General features: G+C 34.9%; 16 protein-coding genes and 2 pseudogenes. 1 reads left to right on the top strand and 17 read right to left on the bottom strand.

The genetic code is table 11. The features are described from left to right. Positions 1-212: 212 nt before the first annotated feature. From CN288_RS19520 to CN288_RS19500, 5 genes are all read right to left on the bottom strand, one after another. Complete coding sequence (locus tag CN288_RS19520) at positions 213-1,250, bottom strand: serine hydrolase domain-containing protein (protein ID WP_098302918.1); 1,038 nt, start codon at positions 1,248-1,250, stop codon at positions 213-215. 295 nt (positions 1,251-1,545) lie between these two features. Next, entirely contained in the window at positions 1,546-3,336 is a 1,791-nt protein-coding gene (locus tag CN288_RS19515; RefSeq protein ID WP_026591133.1) for a helix-turn-helix transcriptional regulator, read from the bottom strand. A 4-nt stretch (positions 3,337-3,340) separates the two neighbouring features. After that, on the bottom strand, positions 3,341-3,931 hold the full coding sequence (locus CN288_RS19510; protein ID WP_026591134.1) for a sensor domain-containing protein: 591 nt from the start codon (positions 3,929-3,931) through the stop codon (positions 3,341-3,343). 430 nt (positions 3,932-4,361) lie between these two features. Next, a complete protein-coding gene (locus CN288_RS19505; protein WP_098302917.1) occupies positions 4,362-5,693 on the bottom strand; it encodes an erythromycin esterase family protein in 1,332 nt (443 codons plus the stop codon). A 586-nt stretch (positions 5,694-6,279) separates the two neighbouring features. Beyond that, complete coding sequence (locus CN288_RS19500) at positions 6,280-7,440, bottom strand: serine hydrolase domain-containing protein (RefSeq protein ID WP_098302916.1); 1,161 nt, start codon at positions 7,438-7,440, stop codon at positions 6,280-6,282. A gap of 579 nt (positions 7,441-8,019) precedes the next feature. Here CN288_RS19500 and CN288_RS19495 point away from each other — a divergent pair. Further along, positions 8,020-10,038: a serine hydrolase domain-containing protein gene (locus CN288_RS19495; RefSeq protein WP_098302915.1), complete on the top strand. Its 2,019-nt coding sequence runs from the start codon at positions 8,020-8,022 to the stop codon at positions 10,036-10,038. Positions 10,039-10,256: 218 nt separating this feature from the next. On the opposite strand, the gene CN288_RS19490 is transcribed toward CN288_RS19495, so the two are convergent. The 12 genes and pseudogenes from CN288_RS19490 to arsR all read right to left on the bottom strand — a co-directional run bounded on the left by CN288_RS19490 (position 10,257) and on the right by arsR (position 23,199). Further along, on the bottom strand, positions 10,257-10,964 hold the full coding sequence (locus tag CN288_RS19490) for an IS6 family transposase (RefSeq protein ID WP_098302914.1): 708 nt from the start codon (positions 10,962-10,964) through the stop codon (positions 10,257-10,259). Positions 10,965-11,081: 117 nt separating this feature from the next. Next, a pseudogene (locus CN288_RS19485) lies at positions 11,082-14,043 on the bottom strand (Tn3 family transposase). Between the two features lie 95 nt (positions 14,044-14,138). After that, a pseudogene (locus CN288_RS19480) lies at positions 14,139-14,438 on the bottom strand (ATP-binding cassette domain-containing protein); the annotation flags it as partial. A 210-nt stretch (positions 14,439-14,648) separates the two neighbouring features. After that, positions 14,649-15,833, bottom strand: coding sequence for an ABC transporter permease (locus tag CN288_RS19475; protein WP_098302912.1), 1,185 nt, complete (start codon positions 15,831-15,833; stop codon positions 14,649-14,651). Between the two features lie 2 nt (positions 15,834-15,835). Next, positions 15,836-16,510, bottom strand: a complete 675-nt coding sequence (locus tag CN288_RS19470) for an ABC transporter ATP-binding protein (RefSeq protein WP_098302911.1) — start codon at positions 16,508-16,510, stop codon at positions 15,836-15,838. Then, positions 16,507-17,610, bottom strand: a complete 1,104-nt coding sequence (locus CN288_RS19465; protein WP_098302910.1) for an efflux RND transporter periplasmic adaptor subunit — start codon at positions 17,608-17,610, stop codon at positions 16,507-16,509. Before CN288_RS19465 ends, CN288_RS19470 begins: the two co-directional genes overlap by 4 nt. Before the next feature lie 267 nt (positions 17,611-17,877). Then, the gene (locus CN288_RS19460) at positions 17,878-18,987 is read right to left on the bottom strand and encodes a HAMP domain-containing sensor histidine kinase (protein WP_098302909.1); all 1,110 of its coding nucleotides are present in this window, start codon (positions 18,985-18,987) and stop codon (positions 17,878-17,880) included. Next, positions 18,980-19,678, bottom strand: coding sequence for a response regulator transcription factor (locus CN288_RS19455; RefSeq protein ID WP_098302908.1), 699 nt, complete (start codon positions 19,676-19,678; stop codon positions 18,980-18,982). Before CN288_RS19455 ends, CN288_RS19460 begins: the two co-directional genes overlap by 8 nt. 1,222 nt (positions 19,679-20,900) lie before the next feature. Next, positions 20,901-21,305, bottom strand: a complete 405-nt coding sequence (gene arsC / locus CN288_RS19450) for an arsenate reductase (thioredoxin) (RefSeq protein WP_098302907.1) — start codon at positions 21,303-21,305, stop codon at positions 20,901-20,903. A 35-nt stretch (positions 21,306-21,340) separates the two neighbouring features. Further along, the gene (gene arsB, locus CN288_RS19445) at positions 21,341-22,372 is read right to left on the bottom strand and encodes an ACR3 family arsenite efflux transporter (RefSeq protein WP_098302906.1); all 1,032 of its coding nucleotides are present in this window, start codon (positions 22,370-22,372) and stop codon (positions 21,341-21,343) included. Between the two features lie 18 nt (positions 22,373-22,390). Further along, positions 22,391-22,828: an ArsI/CadI family heavy metal resistance metalloenzyme gene (locus tag CN288_RS19440; RefSeq protein ID WP_098302905.1), complete on the bottom strand. Its 438-nt coding sequence runs from the start codon at positions 22,826-22,828 to the stop codon at positions 22,391-22,393. A gap of 62 nt (positions 22,829-22,890) precedes the next feature. Then, entirely contained in the window at positions 22,891-23,199 is a 309-nt protein-coding gene (gene arsR, locus CN288_RS19435; protein WP_098302904.1) for an arsenical resistance operon transcriptional regulator ArsR, read from the bottom strand. Positions 23,200-23,415 lie beyond the last annotated feature (216 nt).

The raw sequence follows: 23,415 nt of genomic DNA, 5'->3' as shown, positions 1-23,415 counted from the left end.
AAGTTGATGGATGTGGGGTAGCACCACATGTCCATCCAGCTAAGAAAAGTAATTACCTTCAAAACTAAAATTTTATATTTATATTATCCTTGCATTCTCATTTTGATTTAATAAGAATACAAGGATACCCGATTTTTAATATTACCACAACAATCGTAGTTATTATTCCGAAAACTAAAAGTACAACTCTATTTTTAAGTTAAGTCTATTTTTTATTTTTCTAAAACAATTTTAGCTATTTCATTAGCATATTTTTTAGAGTCAAATTCATCATAGTTACTTAGTACCGCAACAGACAAATATTCTTCAGGAAACCAAATGAAGTGTGAACTATAACCTGCCCAACGTCCGGAATGTTCCAAGTATCGACAGTTAAAACCTTCTCTAACCCTCAGTCCAAAAGCATAATCTTCTTTTTCAATAATTCCCTCTCCAGTTGGAGAGATTTTCGTACCCAATTCGCTCATTCGTTTAACAAGGTCTTTTCCACCAACCGTACCTGTAGTTAAATTCTCTCCCCATTTTACTAGGTCTTCAACTGTTGTATGAACTGCTCCATCCCCTGTATGTTCCCAAGGGCTTTCATAGATTTCATATGTTCCTTGCTCATTCTTCGAATATCCGCTTGCAATTGATATAGTAGTTGGGTAGTAATCCACAATTGTTGTGGCCCTCATATTTAAAGGGTCAAAAATACGATCCTTTGTAAACTGACGTAGAGACTTGCCACTTACCTTCTCTATCACTTGTGATAATAAGAAATATCCTGTATTACTATACTCAAACTTTGTTCCAACTGGGAACCTTGCAATTTGATGACTTTTAAGGTGTTCTAGCGTTTCTCCCACAGTTAATGTATCAGTATATTTAATATTTGCTGCTTCAGCTAATTCCATATAATCAACTAGTCCACCAGTGTGATGAATTAGGTGTCTCAATGTTACCGGTTCAGCATATGCTCCTATAAAAGGGACAAACTTTACAATTGAATCATCTAAACTCAATTTCCCCTCTTGTTCTAAGAGTAATATAGAAAACGCTGTAAATTGTTTAGAAACTGAAGCGATATTAAAAATGACTTTTGTAGTTATGGGTAGATTTTTCTCTATAGAAGCTAAGCCAAATGCACCTTTATAAATTACCCCGCTATCGAAACTAGCTATATATGCAAAACCCGGAGCTTGTGGCGAAAACTTATTAAACAATTGCTTAATCGATGTATGTATCTTTTCATTATATGTATTATCCATCTCAATTACATCCCCTTCCCTTTAAATGATTAGGAATATATTAACCTGTGATCATTATCCTATTGAATCCAATTCAACCCCGTATCGGATTACATAAGAAATTCTAGAAGCTAACAGTTGTAACTTTATTCGTATGCCAACTATCTTTTCTTCACATCAATAGTGATAGTTCCCCCATATTTCCTCCATCAAAAGCGAAATAATCCCCTATAGAGACATTCAAATTACACTTTTTAAAATGTGGCTCTTAAATAGAGAATTGTTCACGTATCCTAACAGTTGAGTACGTTCCCTCTTACAAAAGTAATCCTATTTCTTTTGCTTTTTGCACGGCTTCTTCTCGATTTTTGACTCCCAGCTTCTCATAAAGATTGGAAGCGTAATTTCTTACTGTTCCGTTTGACAAGTAAAGTTTCGAAGCTATTGTTTTATAACGACTTCCTTGTGATAATAGTTCCAAAATCTCTAATTCTCGTTTCGTTAATCCATACTCTTTTCCATCTGATTTTGATTCAAATGATCCTGTTTCTTCATTTTCTTCCCATATTCTATGGAACAAGTCATGATTAATCATAGTGCCTCCTCGATAGACTAGACGAATTGATTCAGCTAGTTCACGCGAATCTATGGATTTCAATAAATATCCATCCGCACCATTTCGTATGATTTCTTTTACCCTTTCTGTATTCTGAAAGGTTGACAAAATGAGTACACGAATGTCCGGCCATTTTTCCTTAATCATTTTAGTCGCATGAATCCCATCCAGATTTGGCATCTCTAAATCCATTAATACTACATCTGGTTTTAGTCTCTCACACAATTCCAAAGCCCGTTCTCCATCTTCAGCCATTCCCACTACTTGTAAATCCTCCTGTCCATCCAAAATTGTATGAAGACTTTCTCGGATGAAAGAATGATCATCGACAATACACAGGCGGATTTGTTCATTAGACAGTTGTACTTGTTTCGGTAAAACACATGAAATTAACGTCCCTTCCCCCTTTTTGGAATAAACAATGACTCTTCCTTGTGACTGACTCACACGCTCTTTCATTGCAGTTAATCCAAAGCCATCCTTCCACTCTTCTACCCCACAGCCATTATCTTGTACATCCAATCTTATCTGTTGTGGTTCAAAGTGAAGTGACACAATGATTTCTGTGGAATGCCCATGGCGAACAGCATTTGTTAGTGATTCCTGCAAGCTCCGATATAGTGCCATTTTTGATTGTTTGGAGGCCATATACTCTTCCCCTATTATTCGAGTACGTACATTTACTTTTGCATGTTTCTTAAATTCCTCTGTCAATTGTTGTAATGTGACAGCTAAAGGAAGCGATTCTTGTGATAAATCTAATTGATGTAAATAAAGTCTTACTTCTTCCATACTGTTACGGGCCAATTGTACTAATGAATCGAGCTGTTGCTCCCCTTCCTTAGTTTTTAATTCCGTACGTAATGTTTCCATCCCCATAATAATTGAGGTATAGGAATGCCCCATAGTATCATGTAAATCCTTTGAGAGCCTGTCACGTTCTTCTAGTAAAGTAATCCGCTCAACTTGAGATATGTATTGTTCCAATACATGTTTCTGGTTCCGAATAGTTTTACTTTGACGGTAGTTAGTAGCTAGTAAACGAAAGAAAGAGCCCATAGCAAAAGCTAAACTGATTTGTAGGATGATTACCCATAAATCTGTTACTTTGGAAAATATCGCAATGAGCAGCGGGAACAAAATAACTGTGATAGGACCCGACCAGAGGTAAGATTTATGAGCGCTATTTGCCGCAATCATAAAAGTTGGCATTAAAAAAGCAAGATACGCTGACGGAAATAATAAAGTTAAATAGAAACACACTCCGCCAAATAATATTATTTCAGTAAACAAATAATAGCGATAACTGAACATTAAACAAATCCAAGGTACTGAAAATGAAACGACTTCCCAAAGAATAATGAACCAAAGTGGTACGGTCAAATAATCTTGTTGTTGGATAGTCACTGATATCAATGATAGCCAAATAATAAAACGTATACAAAGTAAGGCCCAATCATACCAGAACCATATTTTCAAAGTCTTAAACAAATTATCACTCCTTTATAGCTTTAAACATAGTACGTGTATACATTCCAATTATTCGAACTAAACAGTTTCCAATACATATACGTATCCAAATGAGAATACATCCAACAACCATGACAAAAAAAACTTTTGTCCATGAATTCATAGAAATTCCCAATAAGTATATATTAAAATATCGAAAAAGTAAGGGCATAACGATAAATACTAGCGGCGTTACATACAGTAAAATAGCACATATAAGACTCATTATTCCGATAAAAAATTTCTGCATGAGCCAAAAAATAGCCCTCCAGTTGCTATTATTAAGGATTGTATCTCTCGCTTTGACCCATTTATCTCCCTCCTCTTTTTTCCTTGATTCGAATAACTCTATCGATATATCCGTATAAACCTTCGTCTGAATGCGTTCATACTGAACAAACGTGTGAGTTGTTTGTAGCACCCAAGCCAACAAGGGAATACCCAAAAAGATAATCGTCATTACTAATGCAAATGTAATACTGACCAGATAGAAACAAAAGTAAAAGAATCCGGATGCAAAAGTAAATAACAAGAAATAGAAATCTTGCAAAGTTTTTTGAGCTGATGCTTTCGTCATTAAAATCTCTCCTCCTCATTCATTGTTAATGCGTTAAAAGCTACTTTTTGATTCTAAGTATTTTTCTGTCACATATGGTAGTGTCAAAGTGTCATGGTTTGTATGACATAACTATCAATACAGCCTTAGCCCACTCAACTTTTGTTATCCTTTATAAATATGACAAAAAGTTCACTATTGAATATGACTCGCCCCTTGCTACACTCTGTCCATACGTTAACTCGTTGTGCTAAAGATAAGATTGTGTTCCCGATCTTATCTTTTTTCTTTACAGATTTTTTGATACAAAAAAGGAATCCTTATAATAAGGATTCCTGAAAGAAACGAAGTGACATAATCAATTCCTTAATTTCGTGCATCATACTTATAAATTCCTTGGCACCTCATTTAATTTACTAAATAATACATAGTATTAGATTTTAAGAGATTCTTATTGATGTAGTTGAGATGGACTCACTTTTTGAATTTGAACAAGTATATCAAACGCTTTACCTAATGATATATCAGTAGTTTTCGGTATACCAGGGCCTTCCATAGTTATTCCAGCGAAAATTGGGTGTTGTTCGTTTAACCAAGTTTTTGTCACTCCGTTCGCCTTGCGTAAATCAATAAAAAATTGATCTTTTTTGACCTGTCCAAAGATGTAGTTATAACTGTTTGAATCATCTGATTTTAATGTTCCATATGGGCCAAATTTACCATCACTATTATGGACATTATATTGTCCTTCGTAAACTGATGTTCCAATAGATACATATCGTTTCCCATAATATTCTGCTAAATGCTGCCCAGCTACCTTAGGGTATACAAAAGGAATCATATTTGTTTTCGAAACGTGCCCATTATGTCCCCAAACTATGGTTTTTCCTAAATGTTCTTCAGTCCACCTCGCATTTTCATACATTGCAATATCATGTTTCAAATAAAAGTCCGATGGTTTATCAGGATATGACGCTAACATTGTAGTAAACTGTTCAATAATACGAGCATTTTGCTTTATCCATGAGAACTCTGTGGATTTTCCATTTAAATAACTTTTATTTTCTTCTAATAAAGCACCGATTTGTTTAGCGTCTGAAATATACTTTTCCTTTTCTTCTTTCGTAAGACTGCCAAAGGTATCCATATCCTTCGTTACAGGAATAAGACCTTTTATCTTCTCTTCTATCCTAGGCACAAGATCGGAATTGTTTCTTTTTATATACTCTATTATATTATTATAAACATTCTCGTTTACTGATTGAATGTCCATCCCAATGACACGCACTTTAGATTTATGTTTTGGATTAGCATTATATTGCCGAATCCAATCAAGTAAATCTAACATTTCTTTCGTCTTAAATACAGGTGATAGATGTTGGCTTGGGTTTCCCCTACCAGTAAGAACATATCGATCAAGTTCCAAAGCTCTGTCCCATCCCTCTTCTAAAACTAAGTTGGTAAAGCCCTTTTCAGATACTAAATAATTAACAATACGGTGTTTCATCTTAAAAATTTCATGAGCTCCATGCGTAGCTTCACCTAAACCTACAATTGAAGCTGAACCTACTATATTCTTAAGGGGTTTCAAATCATTAAGCGGTGCAGTTGGATTAGTTGTTTCTAAAGGCTTTGCATGTACTTCTAACCATTTCACTATTTGATTTGTATTGTAGGAAGCTGTAACAGAAGCTTCTATTTTCGAATCTGCATAAGTATTTCCTACAAAATTAGTCAATGTTATAGCAGAAGTAACAATTGCAATAATCATTTTCTTTTTCATAAAAACCTCCTGAAATACATCTTTATTAATTTTTGACATACTATAGGGACTTCCATTTAAACCATTAACTCTCTTATTACTGTTAAGATAAATTTATTCTAGTTCCTAAAACTTACTTATTTCTTAATAGGTTCTTAAAAAATTCTGAATTCATTTATACCAATATAAAACCAAATAACCTTCAATCTAAAAATAAAGGAAGTAGGTTATTTGGTTATTCATTTCGTGAGCTTAATGCTCAAGTTAATCATTTTTCACATGGTTAAACTATATTAGAAAGGATAACGTTTTTTGGTACTTAATTACGAGTATTAAAATCTCTTAAGTTGGTAGCGATGGATGCTCCCCACACTCATCAATTAAAAAAAGGAACTGACATCTCAAAGTGACTACCTGTAGAGAAACAAATCTTCGTTTAGAGGATACTTCAAAACCCTAGTTTGATGGCGATGTGGCGGGACTTCATGCCTATCAACTTAAGAACTTGCTTTATTCAATTTTTTTAGAGTAAGTTGTTTTTTGAACCAGAAAGGCATATTTTAAACTATAAAAACTATGACAAAACTTATTCGATTTTCCTTTTTGCCTACTTGCTAAATTCAGCAAGTAAAATATTTTTAAAAGGATCAGAATGACTAATTTTATGGCCATTCAAATTGATGGCCAATATATGCTTGCCTCCAAGTGTGCCTCCAGCAAAAGTTGAAAAGCCTGGAACACCGCCTGTGTGTCCCCATATCGAGGTACCGTTTTGAAGTTTAGTTTCATAGATTCCAAGACCATATCCATCGATTTCTTCTATTCCTGTAGGAACTGTAGTAAGCATTTGTTTTAGTTGCTGTCCCTTCAATAATTTGCCACTGAGTAAGTAAGAGAAAAATTTGTTTAAATCTTCAGCAGTAGAAATCATATCTCCATCCGAGCTACCTGGGTTAGAATAAGTAACATCTTTTAGCTCACTTTCTCCGTCATATCTTTCATATCCACGGGCATGCTTGGTGCCTGGAATAACCGTTGAATTACCAGGTAGAAATGTATTCGACAATTCAAGCGGTTCAATAATTCGATTTTCAACCTCTTCTGCATAGCTGTTTCCAGTTACTTTTTCAATAAGGATACCCAGTAATACGTATCCCGTGTTTGAATAAGACCAGCCCTTTCCTGGGGCAAAGTCTGGGGGAAAAGAAATCCCCATCTTTACGAATTCTTCAGCTGTATATGATTTTTTTGTATCTTTAATATCAAAGTCTGTTGACTTTATGTAGTCAGCGATACCACTTGTATGATTCAATATCTGCCGGATAGTAATCTGTTTACTATCATATCCGTTTCCTTGAATAACACCAGGCAACCATTTTTCAATGGAGTCGTCTAAATTTAAGCGGTTTTCTCCAGCTAATTGAAGTAGCACTGTTGCAATGAACGTTTTCGTCACACTACCAATGCGAAAGCGAAAATCTGCTTTCATTGGTTTCTTGGTTCTCAGATCCGCTATCCCAGCGGTATAACTCCAGGTTTTACCACCTTTAGAAATTTGAGAGAGTATTCCAGGGTATCCAAGTTGCAGTACATCCCGCATTGCTTTCTTAACGGAAGTACGATCGCTTTGAGTACTTGTTTGTAACGAACTAGATACATTTTGCGTGGGTTCTGCTTTTACAATTGAGGCTGGTGTTATGTATAACAGGGAACTTCCAGCTATTAAAATTGCTAGACTTGCAGATGTAATTTGGCTACGTGTTTTCATAAAGTATTCCTCTCCTCTATTTATATTGCATAGTTAGTTGCTTGCTGTTTCATATTAACCACACAGCTATTATCTCCACCAATGACAAAAGGTCAGAATTGAATTCGTAATCATATTCATAATTATTATTTTTACAAACGCCATTCTGTCCTAAGTAAGTCCCTCTTTTTCCATATGTATGTTAACCGTTAACACTAGAAATTACTTTTTTCCTTGAAACAATCTTGTTACTGGTTTGTTTTTATAAATAGGTCATACTTGTTTCCCATTTCACGCCTCTTTATATTTTTAACATACACAATGAAGCTCTCCCCTCCTCACTTGTTATTAATGGGTAATAAACTGCTCCTTGATTCTAAGGGTTTTTCTGTCACATATGTTAGTGTCAAAATGTCATGACTTTTATGACATAACTATCAATACAGCCTTATCCACTCAATTTTTGTTGTTCTTTATAAATATGACAGAAGTTCACTATCTACTATGACTCGCCGCTTGCTACGCTCTGTTCATAAGCTAGCGAGTCGCTAACTCGTTGAGCTAACAAAAAATCCTAACTAAATAAAGGAGCGTTCAAAAATGAAACAAGCAATTAACAAACTGGGGATCGTTACAATTCTTCTTTCTTCATCAACCATGATTTCTGCATGTTCCCAACAATCATTAGAAGGAGAAACATCAAAACCATCGGCATCCACAACTAATATTGAAATGATGAGAGGACCCAATAATAAAAAAGAAATAGAATCTTTTGCTGATCCATTATTTGAGGAAAAAATGAAAAAGTATAATGTGAATGGTTCTAGTTTTGTCGTCGTTCATGATGGAAAGGTTGTTGTTAATAAAGGGTATGGATATGCTAATAAAGAAAAGAAAATTCCTGTTACTAAGGACACTGTCTTCCAAATTGCTTCAGTCTCAAAAACTTTTACTGCCTTGGCTGTAATGCAACAAGTCGATAAAGGAAATCTTAAACTAGATCAAGACGTACAAAAATATCTTGGTGGATTACAAATACCTAATCAAACAGGGAAACCTCTAACACTGTTTGATATGCTCACTTATACCAGCGGATTTGATTTTCCCGACCTTACAAATATAACTGGACCTGAATATGTTGATAATAACAATAGCATACCAATGAAAGAATTTTTCTCTAAACATATGCCAACGGTGGTACGGCCACCAGGGGAAGTTTATACGTATGACAACGTCTCATTTGCGCTCGCAGGGTTTGCAGTAGAGAATGTTACTAACAGCCCTTTCTCCAAATATATGGAAAATAATATTTTTAAACCATTAGATATGAAATCTACAAGTATGAGCTTTACGCCTGAACTTTTAGAAAGAATGGCTACACATTATGGTCCCACTGGTGAACCGATCCCAACAAGCGGGAGCGGTTTAAGGGATACGCCACAAGGAGGCATTTTATCTACTGCAGAAGACATGTCAAAATACATGATTATGCAACTACAGAAAGGAAAGTTTAAAGGCAAAGAAATTGTAAGTAAAAAAAGCATAGATATGATGCATGCCTATCAAGTTTTTGATGATAAAACCAACCCTGTTGCGACAATTGGATTTGAAACGCCTTTTAATAAATTTGCTAATGGTCAACACGTTGTAATAAAAGGGGGAAGTATGCCTGGACATCAATCACTGATGATTTTAGTACCTGAACAAAAAACAGCTTTCTTCATGTCTTACAATAATGATTCATCAATGAGCATAGACATATATGAAGCTCTCATGGATCACTATTTCCCTGCTAAGAAGAATGCAGCAAAAACAAGTTATCTCCCATTAGAGGAAAAGGAAGCTCATAAATACCTGGGCATATTCCAAAACACACGTTTAGCTGCAATTCGCACCCACTTTACCTATGAAGATGGGAATTTGGTCATGGAAGGGGGATTATCCGGAAAACAAGTTCTCAAAATGATTCATCCGTTGTTATTTGAAGATTCGGAAGGCAACAAAGTTGCTTTCAAAAAAAATGCAGCTGGAGAAATCACATATTTTCACTATACTTCTCCTAAAAGCCTAGATTTTATGGCTGACGCACAAAAAATTAACAACAAACCGTCCTTAGCGGATGTCCCGCAAATGAGTAACTATAGAAGCCATATCGATAATCTTTATGCTTTAGATATCATGGATGCTAAAAAAGGTAATTTATTCGATCCGATGGGTACTATGACACAAGGAGAATTTGCTGATTCCTTGTTGCGTGCACATGGGTGGAGTAGTTTTCCAGATGAATCCAAAGAGGCCAAAGAGAAATCTACCATAGGTATTCCTGGATATGACCGTACAGCTCCAATTACTCGACAGATCGCAGCAACCATGATTCAAAACTTAAAACAGATTCAACCTGATCAAGCTAATAAAGTTAAATTGCTTGATGCGGCAGATGATTGGGCAGTCCAATCGATTCAAGCACTTGCCTCCCAAGGAATTCTAGGTCCTGATACTTCCATCAATGCTGATGGATCCTTTATCTTCCGTCCGAAGGATTTGTTACTGCGTCAAGAAGCAAGTGCCTTGCTGGATTTAGCTTTTAACTATTATGCACTGCCTATCAAACGACAGTAGATATTCACCCTAAATTGAATCATAAAAAAATTGGATGATAGTATCTCATCAGCATCAGGCGAAAATATAACAAGAAATTCAACTATATAAGATCTTTATGCAAACGGAAATCATTCGAAGCATAACCCGATACATTTGAAGTTTTAGCATTTAAGGTTCTGGTGCAAATACTTCAGGAGAGGCATAAAGAGGCGAAACGTTTCTTAGTGAAACCTATTTTATGCTGGAAGGTCGAATAGTTGATGAATGAGGTTTACTTGATTTCGGACAGACTTCTCCCCTTGGAGGGTTTGTCCTTTTTTCATCATATGCACGGCTTCTACTCCTGCAAGAATTTGTTTGGCAGTTTGAAAGGACTTTAATCCTAACATGGAACGAACCTGCTTTTTAATAAAGCGATGATCTTGTTCTACGATGTTATTAAGATATTTTATTTTCCTTATTTGGATGCCTAAAGGCATCTTTTTCTCCTTCTTCAGCTCTTCAATCGCCACAGGATAGGCGGGATTCTTATCAACTGTAATCACACGAGGTATTGAAACATGAAAAGACCGCAAGGCTTTCTTAAAGAATCGCTTTGCAGCCTTGTGGTCCCTTGTTTTACTTAGATAAAAATCAATGGTATTTCCTTCTGAATCAACTGCACGATACAGATACATCCACTGTCCTTTGACTTTGATATAGGTCTCATCCACTCGCCAAGAATCGTTGGTTTTCTTAAGATGACGACGAACTCTGTTGTCTAGTTCAGGACCATATTGATGAACCCAACACATGATGGTTGTGTGAGCAATAGAGAAGCCTCGTTCTTCCATCATTTCCACCAAATCACGAAAACTGATATTGTACCGTAGATACCATCTTACCGTTAATAAAATAATGTCAGGCTGATAATGTTTCCATTTAAACAAATTTTGCTTTTCCATACTGATCGTGCCCCTTTTTTGGGGTACCGCCCACATTTTAACGAAAATATACGCTAAGCAAATGTCGACATAAAATGAGCCGAATTTCCTACTCTAAGAAGAATTCGGCTCTTATATTTAGGAATATTGTAAAGGGCGGAGAGTTTCTAATGTTGTTGTATTCCTCGAATTAAATCGATATTCTCCTAAAAAATTAATGTGTTCCCATCCTAAGGGCGAAACATGTTTTAATAAATTTTCATCTATCCCCTCTGTATCCCTTAACACTTCTACAGCCTGGCTAAGATATACAGTATTCCATATGATGATGGCATTAATAAGAATGCTTAAAGCACTTGCTCGTTGTAATTGATCTTGAAGAGCACGTTCACGGAACTCTCCATGTTTCCCAAAAAAGATTGCTCTCGCTAAAGAATTCATTGCTTCACCTTTATTTAAACCTCGTTGAACTTTTCTTCGTAGGTTTTTGTTCGAAAGGTAGTCCAGGATAAAAATAGTTTTTTCGATTCTTCCCATTTCTCTCAAAGCCTTCGCTACTATATTCTGCCGGGTATAAGAACCTAATTTCCCCATAATAAGTGAACCTGATACTTTTCCCTCTCGCATGGAATGAGCGATACGTAAAACATCATCGTAATTTTCATAAATTAATTTCATATTTACTTGCCCTCGGATAAGTCCTTCTATATTCAAAAATTCCTTAGGAGAACCAATTGTATATAATTTAGAACTTGATATATTTCTTAATCGGGGTGCAAAACGAAATCCTAACAGATGTGTTAGACCAAAATATTTGATCCGTATACCCCGCTGTATCTGTGTAATGCTCTTCAATCATTAAATCTGACTCGTGATGAAGCAATCCATCAATTACGTGTACAGCATCTCTTGCGTTCGTATTAATCACTTTTGTATAAAAAGAAGAAAATTGATCGCTTACAAATCGATATATAGTTGCTCCTTTTCCAGTTCCATAGTGGGGATTAGAACTGGCGTGTAATGATGAAACGCCAATTTGTACTCGCATTCCATCCGATGACGAAGTGGTACCATCACCCCAATAAGAAGCTAAGGGAAGTTTTTGCTGAAAATTAACCAATACCGCTTGTGTTCGATTTAATGCATCATCATACATCCTCCATTGACTTACATTAGCTAACTGATGATAGGAAATACCTGGTGTAGCTTCTGCCATTTTTGTAAGTCCCACATTCGTTCCCATAGCCATAAGTGAGGCAAGAGAAATGATAATTTCTTCCCCTTTAGGTGGTTTGTTTGTAGATGCATGAATAAATTGTTTTTCAAATCCAGTCCAGTGAGCTACCTCTATCAGTAAGTCTGTGAGTTTAATTCTAGGAAGCATATGATAAAGTTTGCTACTTAATTGCTTTGCTGTTTGTGGGGTATCCTTGTCTAAACGCTGAAGATGCAGGGTTCCACCGTTAATGTCTACTCCTTCTAAGGAATGAACATTTTTAGAAAATGTTGCGATTCGTTCTAATAGGGTTTTTGTTCGCTCCTCTACATACTCATCAGCATGCGTAGAAACAGCTAGGCGAACTCCGTTTTCTTTACTGTAGTTCCACTCGTTGATAGGTATTAAATATTCATCAAAATCTTTATGTTGTCGACTTCCTACAATAGAAATATCCCCAGAACGCACATAATTCCGCAGTTCTGTAAATGCAGCTAATTCATAAAAATGTCGATTAATATTTCCATCTTCATCATGTATATATTTCTTCCATCTATTTGTAACAAAGTTCAATGGTGCACCATTGGGTACTTTTCGTTTTCCTGATTCGTTTAATTCACGTATCGTCTCTAAAGCTTCCAATACGTATCTGGCATAATTAGTAGATTGAAATTCTAGTGATCTAAGTAATGTGGGAGTATATTTACGTAAGTAATTATATCGACTCTCTAACAAATCAAGATAATCATAGTTCATTGGCCGTGATAGTTTCTTTGCTTCCTCTACAGATGCTATAAATTTATCCCAAGGCATAATGGTCTCTAATACGATAAAAGGGGCTTCCTTCTCTTCTTTTGCTTTTATTAAAGCCATTCCTAAATTTGCATAATGAAGGATTTTTTCATTTAGTGACTTACCATTTCTTTTGTGCAATTCCTCTTGTTGTTTTCTACCTTTTAGTTGGAGGTTCATCATTTGTTTATCATGAATTTCAAAAGCCTGATCAATTAAATCTTGTGTTAAATCAAGTAAATAAGCTACCAATATGGCATACTTCTTTATATCTTGAAACCTTCGAAATGAATAAGCCTCATAGCGTGCCTCAATCCGGGATAATTGTCGTAAACGATTAGGATGTATACCTTTTGTATCAATATTTAGCTGTAAGCCTTTTATATAATCTAAACGCTCAATTACCTTTAAAAAGGATTCTGGTGAAAATTGGCCAGGTATTTCTTTTAACCAAGCTAAATATGTTTTTGAAGAATTAGGCATAAAGTGAAGTAAACTACTTATTTTTTCTTTTTGTAAAAGAGATAAAGAAGTTGTAAGCGTTTTAAATATAATTTCTTCAGCTCTTTTACGTGTTTCCCATATTGCTCTTTCTATGACTGCCATTGAAGGAAGTATAACTTGCCAAGTGCGTAATTCTTGCAATGCTGTCTCAATAAGATATGTAGTATTTCCATTATTTAATGCATGAGATTGAAGAAATTTAGATAATCTTCGATAATCTGTAGTTGTAAAATTACGCAAACCATATTCCTTTCGAATTTCTTCTACATGTTCATACCTTGTAGCTTCCCGCTGGGCATATAGCCTCCAGTCTTCTGTACTTGCACCAATTTGTCTCGCTACAAATTCTAAAACTTCGTTAGGTATGTGCTCAATATCTGATAAAGTCCAACCTAAATATCGTAAAACACTTAATTGCATAGCAAAACCCAGTCGGTTATAGTCCCTCCGATGGCGATTAATGATTTTTTTGTCATGCTGACTGAAGGTAAAGTATGTACTTATTGTCCATTCGCTAATATCAGAGGGGATTTGCATATAACGCTTTCGTTCTTCTGCTGTAAGAAGTTCTCGTACCCTCACATACATAAGAATTCCTCCCCTTTTTATTTATCATAAAGCTATGACATATGATTTGAATTTCATAGAATTACTATTTTATTGTCTCACATTTCCAAATTTCGCGTATCTAATAGATTATAATCTTGGAAAATGAAACCTAAATGAATACGGCGGAGTAAAGTCAACTTATCATCATTCATCTGTACGACGTCTTCTCCATCAATTAAAATCTTGCCATTCGTCATATTATCAATTGTAGAAAAGACGTTTAATAGCACCCCCTTATCAGATCCAGAAAATCCCATATCCCCAATGAACTCACCTTCTTGCATTTGTAAGTTAATCTCTTTTAAAGCTTCAAATTTATTACCACCTGTGTCGTATACTTTTTTTATATTTTTCACTTCTAATACTGTTTTCATCTCTATACTCCTCTCCTCTTCTATACTATCTATGGCAAACTAATTCCCCTTAATCTCGATATCTGATATATGGTGATAAGGGGAATTGGAGTTTTTCAGCTTGATGTGCCCATCATGAAAGCCCGTATTTTACAAAAGAGTGAATACTCATAGGAGCGTTCACTCTTTTGCGAAAATATCTTCCCATCAAACTTATACCTTTAACTATTCTTATTCATATCGTAGGCAATCAACTGGATCCAATTTAGCTGCTTTATTAGCCGGAATTATACCAGAGGCAATGCCAACCAATATAGATATTCCAACAGATAGTAGCCCGAGATTTACGGAAATAACAAGTGGCCATTCACCTACGATTGCCGCTACCCAAGCAAAGATAATACCTAATCCAAAACCAATCGCTCCGCCCAATGCTGTTAAAATACAAGCTTCAAAGAGAAATTGCATTAATATTTCCCCTCTCGTTGCACCAAGTGCTTTTCGAACACCAATTTCACGCGTGCGCTCTGTAACGGATATAAGCATGATATTCATCACACCAGCAGCACCGACGATTAAAGAAATCCCAGCGATACCAGCGAACACCATTTTCAACTCTCGGGATGTTTTTTCTAGTCCTTGACTAGCTCCTCCCATATCTATCGATGTAAATGGATAATTGAATTCCGGTGATTTCAATTCATTTAATACAGATAAAGCTTGTTTCTCTACAGTTTCTCTCTCACTAGGAGAAGATAACTTAATTTGCACTGTATCATACTCCTCAATCCCCGAAATCAGCGGTACATTGTCAATCGGTGTATATCCTACATACGCTTTAAATTGCCGGTTCAAACCATCCTCATTTTTGTACACCCCGGCAATCTTATATGGTTTTCCTTTTATATCTATATACAAATCATCTTTCCAAGTATCAAATAGCTTTTTAAATAAATCTTCATGGAGAATTACAACAGGAGTTGGTTTTTTTAGCTCATCCTCTGTTAACTCACGTCCATGTACCATTTTTATTTTACGGTCCTGCATAAAATTACCTGTTCCCGCAAACAAAACAAAAGCAACATCTTGTGACCCCGTATATGTTTTTACGTTCATGCTCACATCTGGATACACATCCTTTACACCTGGTATCGCTTGTAATTGCTTTACCATATCTGGTGTAATTTTCGCTTTCTCCAGTGGGAAATCCGGATTGTGATACTCTATATTAATTTCATCCATATGGTTGTTCTTTTCAAACTCTTCTTGCATCTTTGCAGTTTGTCCATCACCCATTGCGAGAATCGTAATAATCGCACTGATTCCAATAATAAATCCCATCATTGTTAAAATGGATCGCATTTTATGTGCAAGGATAGAGGATATAGCCATACGTATATTTTCATTTATATTCAAATTTATTCTCTCCAATCCTGAACAATGTTTCCGTCACGAATAACAATTCGACGTGCTGCGGCTTCCCCGATTTCACGATCGTGGGTAATCATAATAATGGTTGAGCCTTGTTTGTTTAATTCGTAAAATAGATTTACAATTTGTTCACTTGTTTTCGTATCCAATGCACCTGTTGGTTCATCCGCCAAAATAAATTTTGGGTTATTTACAATTGCACGTGCGACTGCAACACGCTGTTTTTGACCACCTGACAATTCATTTGGCATGTGGGTAGCGTGATTAGCTAAACCAACTTTCGTTAAAGCTGCTATCGAACGCTCTTGCCTTTCTTTTTTATCGACTCCAGCGTAAATAAGAGGTAGTTCTACATTTTGAAGTGCTGTAAGTCTCGGTAATAACATGAAGTTTTGGAACACGAATCCAATCTCTTTATTACGAACATGTGCGAGTTCTGTTTCAGACATGTTTGAAATGTTTTGACCAGCTAATTCATACGTACCTGTCGTGGGCTTATCTAAGCAACCGATAATATTCATTAATGTAGATTTACCAGAACCAGACGGTCCCATGATAGAGGTGAAATCTCCCTGATTCAGAGTTACATCAATTCCGTGTAAAATTCGAATGGGTTCTGCACCATTTTGAAAAGATTTTGTGATTCCTTGTAAGTTAATCATTGAGCGACAACCTCCATACCGTCTTTTAGGTTTACGGTAGGTGCAGAGATAATTTGCTCTCCTTTTTTCACTCCTGAAACTTTTGCTTCACTACCCGTTTCAGATTCAACCTTAACAGCTTGTTCTTTTGCTTTTCCGTCTTTTACTACGTAAACAACCGTTTTATCACCTTTTTTCACGATGCTACTTTTCGGAACAATTGTGCTAGCTGTTGCTTCGCCAAATTTATTTGTTACGTATACGTGGAAACCGTTTTGTAATCCTTCACTATTATCTAATGTGACAGTGAATGGATAATTAGAAACAGTTTTGTTTTCATCCATACTCTTTAATGGTGTAGAACCAATCTCTGTTACTTTTCCTGTCCAAGTCTTACCAGCAACAGTTTTTGCTGAAACGGTTACTTCTTGCCCAACTTTTACGCTAGCAAGCTCATATTCAGATAGCTGACCTTTCACTTTAAACGGGCCAGCGTGACGAAGTGTAATACCGCTCATACCTGTTTTTTCATCGGCATTTTTCACAATGTCATCAATTACACCATCAACAGGGCTTGTTACAGAAAGCGTGTTTAATTTCTCTTTTGCAGCATTAATCATTTCATCAGCTTTTTCTACTTCAAATTTTTTCATTTCAAGTTGTGATTCTAATTGTTGAACTTCAATTTCTGATGCTTTTAATGCTTCTTGAGGAAGACCAGCATTTTTATCTTTTTGTAATTTCTGTTTTGCTACATCAATTTGTTTTTGATGTAATGTTACTTCTTTTTGTGCAATTTTCTTTTGCATTTCTGCTTCCGTTACGCCCTGTTTTGCGATAGGATCATTATATTTAAAAAGGAGCTGTCCTTTTTTTACTTCATCACCTTTTTTAACAGCTAACTCATACGTACCTTTTGTCGGATCGAATGAAATTGTTTCTATACCATTCGGAATAACTTCGCCGCCAAATTTTTGATGATTCTCTATTTGTTTTTCTGTCACTTGATATACTTTATAGGTCATAACTGGTTCAGATTCTCCAGCAAACGTCATATACGCCCCAACTCCTATACCAATTGTTAACACACCAACGATGACTACTTTATTTACTTTTTTCATATTATCCTCACTTTTTCCTATATTTTATTTTTGGAAACCATTAATCCTTTTTGTGTAATTAGTTCATTTTTTCGGGAATTATATATAAATTAGATTTCAAAATATAAACATATCCTTTTTAAAAACATCGTGTTATATAAAGCCCAGCGCATACTGTGCGCAATATAAAAAGCCCCACTTTTTATTTCTAACTCCTCCTTGACCCAACATACGTATAGGATAGAAGAAATTAATTAAATAAAAAGTAGGGTAAAAATTAAATATTTATTAAATTTTTGAATTCTCTTCTTTTGGCAATCTCACTTCAAATATTGTTCTGATTACATTACTTTCAGCAGAAATCGTCCCATTATGCTGCTCAACAATATTTTTAGCAATAAATAACCCAAGACCTGTACTGTTTTTCTGCTCTGTTCTCGCTTTATCACCCGTATAAAACATATCGAAAAGATAGGGTAATTCTTCTTCAGGGATGCTATCTCCATAATTAACAATCTGTACAACGACGTCTCCATCTTCAATATATCCATTCATATCAACAAATTGTCCTGTATTTCCGTATCGAACCGCATTTGTTAAAAGATTTTCAAATACTCGAGCTAACAAATTCCCGTCACCGTTAATATATAAATGAGGATCAACATTCAATCTAGCTTCTAAATGATGCTTCTCTAATAATGGATACAATTCCTCATCTAACTGTATAAGCATCTCACTTATATTAATTATTTTTTTATCTAACTTTAGCATGCCATAATTCATTCGCGTAATTTCAAATAACTCATCAATTAAACTTTCAAGTCGCTGCGATTTCATAAATGCAATCGTAGAAAAACGTTTAATCTGTTCCCTCGTCAAATTCTCATCTTTAAGAATTAAATCTAAATAACCTAAAACAGATGTTAATGGCGTTCTTAAATCATGAGCTAAGTTAACAACTAGCTGATCTTTACTACTTTCTGCAAAGTCACCTCTTTCAACCGCCTCTTTTAACTTTTCACTCGCTATATTAATTTCACGTGCAATATCTCCGAATTCATCATTTGATGAAATAGGAACTTTATTTGTAAAATCACCGTTAGCGAGATAATGAATACCGTTAGAAATTTCATCAAAATACTTTAAGTATGGCTTTGTTAAAAAGAAAAAGAATAAAATAGATAGTAGGATCAAGAAAATCAAAAAATTAATATTTCCAAATACTCCAAATGCTCTTCCTGTTGCCCTAAATTGCACTAAAGGATCTATATGGAGTACATATGTTCTGTAACAAAGTAATCCTGTATAAACCATATATGTTACGCCAGCTGCTAATACCGTACTGAGCGCAAACAAGGCAATCATTTTAAAACGAAAGCTTCTCATCATTTTAGCCATTGAAAGTATAGCCTACCCCCCATACCGTTTTTATTAACTTATTCTTTCTTTTATCTTCTCCAAGTTTTTTTCGTAAAGTACGAATATGCACTGTAACTGTACTTCCGCCTTCGTAATAATCATCTGCCCATACTTGCTGAAAAATATTTTCAACACTAAATACTTTCTTCGGATGACTCGCTAATAAATATAAAATATCAAACTCTTTTGGGGTTAATTCAATTTGCTCTCCGTATACATGTACCGTTCGTTTCTCAAAATCAATAACAACGCCGCCTGCTTCTAAAACGGATTTATTCTCCTCTACTTTCGGTTGATTTAACGTAAGAAATCGACGAAGTTGTGCATTTACACGCGCAACTAATTCAATTGGTGTAAAAGGTTTCGTTATATAATCATCCGCGCCTAGTACAAGACCTGTCACTTTATCAAAATCAGATGTTTTTGCGCTTAAAAAAATGATCGGCATATGATGTTTGGCACGGATTTGACGCGTCACTTCATAACCATCCATTTTTGGCATCATTATATCTAACACGACTAAATCGATTGGCTCCGATTGAATAATTCGAATTGCCTCTTCTCCATCAGTTGCTTTCACAACCTGGTATCCTTCTTTTTTTAAATGTATCCCAATTAATTCAGCTATCTCCAAGTCATCATCAGCTATTAAAATCGAAATCGGTTTCATTTTATTCTCCCTCTCCTTTCACTTTCATATATTCCAATTTAAAATTTGATTGCTCTATTTATACCATCTTCAAAAGTACTAATGTGTAATTCATCCTTTCTGGAGATAGTTTAAAGTACTCTTATTCCCCCAAGGAGACAAATTTCTTTTAGTATTTTTTTGAATGGCTATGCATGTTGCACCAGTCTCTACAATTTCACGTTTCCACATAGAAATCTTATCATTTTTAGGAGGGAAGCGAAAAATGTCCCTAATAAAAAATATTTTTAAATACCTTACTAACTTTATTTTAATATTTTCTTTTTTTCTTCCATTGAAAATGTAGATCCATTATAAATGAACCTATCTCATCTAATCTAGTTTGGACTAAAGTATCTTTAAACAAATAACAAGCAACACCAGACGGTATTCCAACACATACTGTGCCAAAAATAAAAAGACCACTTTTTCATTTCTTTATCCTACCCCAACATATGTATAGGATAAAGAAAATTAATTAAATAAAAAGTAGGGCAAATATAAAATTTTTATTAAATTTTTAAGCTCTCTTCTTTTTGTAATCTTATTTTAAATCTTGCCCTTAGTTCATTATTTTCAGCAGAGATTGGCCACTTATGCAGTTCAAAAATACTCTTAGCAACATTTCATTCATGGTATCTTCATTATTATATAAATTAAATATACTTAAAAGTATCTTTCTATAAATGATCAAAAGATTAACTATAATAAGTTCCTTGAAAACTACCAACAGTTTGTAAAGGTATACCTTTACAAACATTAGGTCCAGTTCTATGAAACATTGAAATATCAAGTTTATAAATTTTATACAAGGTATTTTATAAACGTTTATTTTTAACGAACACCTTTATAAACGAAAATGATATAATTGAGGTAACGATAGTTAATGCTCTTAAGTTTATGGGCATGTAAGGAGACCCTATACATATTAAATTTACCATGAAATAAAAAGAAACCAACCACCTGTAAATATTAAAAATTCTATAGAAAAGAATAAATTAGGAAGAAATATTTTTTTTATTTTTTTCTTTATATAAGGCAATAATTGAAAATCCTTTACACGATCTTTTTGGAGTCCCGCCAACTAAATGACATAAAACCCACGCTAAGACATTTTATGGAAGAAAAAAAGCCGATTTCCTGTACGTTAAAGGAATAATCGGCTTTTTTGCTTGAGTACGAGATTTTAATAATTAAAGGATTATTATTTACCGGTTTCAGCAAATTCCTTAATACGAGATTGAATTTCATCACGGACACGTTGAAATTCAGACCATTCCTTTCCAGCTGGATCATCAAATCCCCAATGAACACGAGGAACATGTAGCGGTGTAGCTGGACAAACAGAATCAGCATGACTACAAAGGGTTACTACTAAATCAGCATTGCTTAAGATATGTGAATCAATGATATCTGATGTTTGATTTGTTATGTCGATATTTACTTCATTCATGGCTTTGATAGCATTTGGATTGACTCCATGAGCTTCAATACCTGCAGAATATACATTCCACTTTTCACCTAAATAATGTTTTCCCCATCCTTCAGCTATTTGGCTTCGACATGAGTTTCCTGTGCATAAAAAGTAAATTGTTTTTTTATTTTCCATGTTGTTTTCCACCTTGGTTGTAAAATTTATTATTGTTAATTATTAAAGTACTTACGTTTAAACCAGAAAGCCACATTTACAAGGGCAATCATAACAGGTACTTCTACTAGAGGGCCGATAACGGCTGCGAATGCTGCACCAGAATGGATACCAAATACTCCAACTGCCACTGCAATAGCTAGTTCAAAGTTATTACTTCCTGCGGTAAATGCAAGTGTTGTTGTAACCTGATAATTAGCACCGATTTTTCTCCCCATAAAGAAAGAAACAAAAAACATTACAATGAAGTATATTAGTAATGGAATAGCTATTCTTACTACATCTAATGGTACACTGACAATCATTTCTCCTTTTAAAGAGAACATGATGATAATCGTAAATAATAGTGCAATTAGCGTAATTGGACTAATCTTAGGGATAAAGACTTTTTCATACCACGGTTTTCCTTTTAACTTCACTAATATCAAACGTGTTAACATGCCAGATAAGAAGGGAATACCTAAATATATAAACACTGATTTAGCTACTTCTGTCATTGTGATACTCACGACAGCTCCTTGTATACCGAGCCATTCAGGAATGACTGTTACAAACACATAGGCGTATACAGGGAAGAAAATCATTTGAAATACAGAGTTAAATGCCACAAGGCCGGCTGCATATTCTGTATCACCTTCTGCAAGATCATTCCATACAATGACCATGGCAATACAACGAGCTAAACCAATCATAATGAGTCCAACCATGTATTCTGGCTTATCAGGAAGAAATATAATTGCTAGTACAAACATGAGAACAGGTCCAATAATCCAGTTTTGTACTAAAGATAGGATTAAAACCTTTACATCTTTAAAAACTCTGCCCATTTCTTCATATCGTACTTTCGCCAATGGTGGATACATCATTAAGATGAGGCCAATCGCAAGTGGTACTGAAGTCGTTCCGACTTGCAGGTTATTAAGTCCATCTGCTAATCCAGGTAATGCAAATCCCAAACCAATACCAACAGCCATTGCAAGAAAAATCCATAGTGTTAAATATCGATCTAGAAAAGATAAGTGTTTCATTTTATTTTCCTTCCTCTATTAACAGCAAGAATTTTCTTCCACTCCATTAGGAGTCGTGCAACATTGTGTATCTTCAATTTTATGGACAGCACTATCTGCTTTTGTATAAAAGAACTCCCACTCGTTACCATCCGGATCTGTTATCCAAAATTTATCTTGTACTGCATAACAACAAGTTGTATTCATCTCATCACGGGCAAAGAATCCTTCTTTTTCTAATCTTTCTTTATGAGTTGTAATTTCCTCAGCTGTTTCCACTTGAAAACCAAAATGGTTCACCTGATTTCCCTTAACTTCATCTTTTACATTGAGCGTGAAGTTAAGTCCTGGAATTTCTAATAAGAACTTTGCATAATCGATTTTCACTTTAACTGGTGATACACCAAATACTTTTTCATAAAACTCGACTGACTTCTCTAAATTTATAACATTGATTCCTACGTGTACATATTTCATAACTAACTCCTCCTTATCGCTTTTATTAAATCAAAAAAAATTGATATAAAGGATGCGAAAAACTAGCAACAGCTACCTTTTCCAGTTTTTCTAAAAACACAACACAACTCTTCTGAAAGTAAACTTTCTACTTCTTTATCATTTAAATCATAATAACTCCATGTTCCCTTTATTTCTTTTATGATTAATCCTGCATCTAATAAAATTTTCAGGTGATAAGATAGCTTTGATTGAGGCATTTCGAATATCTCTGTTAAATCACATACACATGTTTTCCCTCGTTGGCAGAGCTCGTACATAATCTCCAAACGTCTTTGATCAGCTAATGCCTTGAATTTTTTTTCATATTGCTGGAACTGTTGTGATTGCATCTTTATAATTCCCTTCCTTTCATCAAGTTTTTTTGATATTAATAATAGTATATGTGAAGTTTCTTTTATAACGCAACTAATAAATCAATTTTTTTGATTAAGTGAAATTAAAGAAATTAATCTTCAATTTACTTATCTGGAGTTCGAGTTCCAAAAACGATTATTTTTGGGACAATTGAATACAAGGCGATTTCCGCCAGTTTTTTGTCGGAATGC

This window comes from Bacillus sp. AFS023182 (assembly GCF_002560575.1).
GTDB classification, from domain to species: Bacteria; Bacillota; Bacilli; order Bacillales; family Bacillaceae_G; genus Bacillus_A; species Bacillus_A arachidis.
The sequence above is the reverse complement of the archived record's forward strand: the minus strand, read 5'-3'. Positions and strand labels throughout refer to the sequence as shown.

Bases quoted from the DNA above. Each gene is read 5' to 3' on its own strand.
- CN288_RS19520 (WP_098302918.1), bottom strand. From the start codon at position 1,250: ATGGATAATACATATAATGAAAAGATACATACATCGATTAAGCAATTG.
- CN288_RS19510 (WP_026591134.1), bottom strand. From the start codon at position 3,931: ATGACGAAAGCATCAGCTCAAAAAACTTTGCAAGATTTCTATTTCTTG.
- CN288_RS19505 (WP_098302917.1), bottom strand. From the start codon at position 5,693: ATGAAAAAGAAAATGATTATTGCAATTGTTACTTCTGCTATAACATTG.
- CN288_RS19500 (WP_098302916.1), bottom strand. From the start codon at position 7,440: ATGAAAACACGTAGCCAAATTACATCTGCAAGTCTAGCAATTTTAATA.
- CN288_RS19495 (WP_098302915.1), top strand. From the start codon at position 8,020: ATGAAACAAGCAATTAACAAACTGGGGATCGTTACAATTCTTCTTTCT.
- CN288_RS19490 (WP_098302914.1), bottom strand. From the start codon at position 10,964: ATGGAAAAGCAAAATTTGTTTAAATGGAAACATTATCAGCCTGACATT.
- CN288_RS19470 (WP_098302911.1), bottom strand. From the start codon at position 16,510: ATGATTAACTTACAAGGAATCACAAAATCTTTTCAAAATGGTGCAGAA.
- CN288_RS19465 (WP_098302910.1), bottom strand. From the start codon at position 17,610: ATGAAAAAAGTAAATAAAGTAGTCATCGTTGGTGTGTTAACAATTGGT.
- CN288_RS19460 (WP_098302909.1), bottom strand. From the start codon at position 18,987: ATGGCTAAAATGATGAGAAGCTTTCGTTTTAAAATGATTGCCTTGTTT.
- CN288_RS19455 (WP_098302908.1), bottom strand. From the start codon at position 19,678: ATGAAACCGATTTCGATTTTAATAGCTGATGATGACTTGGAGATAGCT.
- arsC (WP_098302907.1), bottom strand. From the start codon at position 21,305: ATGGAAAATAAAAAAACAATTTACTTTTTATGCACAGGAAACTCATGT.
- arsB (WP_098302906.1), bottom strand. From the start codon at position 22,372: ATGAAACACTTATCTTTTCTAGATCGATATTTAACACTATGGATTTTT.
- CN288_RS19440 (WP_098302905.1), bottom strand. From the start codon at position 22,828: ATGAAATATGTACACGTAGGAATCAATGTTATAAATTTAGAGAAGTCA.
- arsR (WP_098302904.1), bottom strand. From the start codon at position 23,199: ATGCAATCACAACAGTTCCAGCAATATGAAAAAAAATTCAAGGCATTA.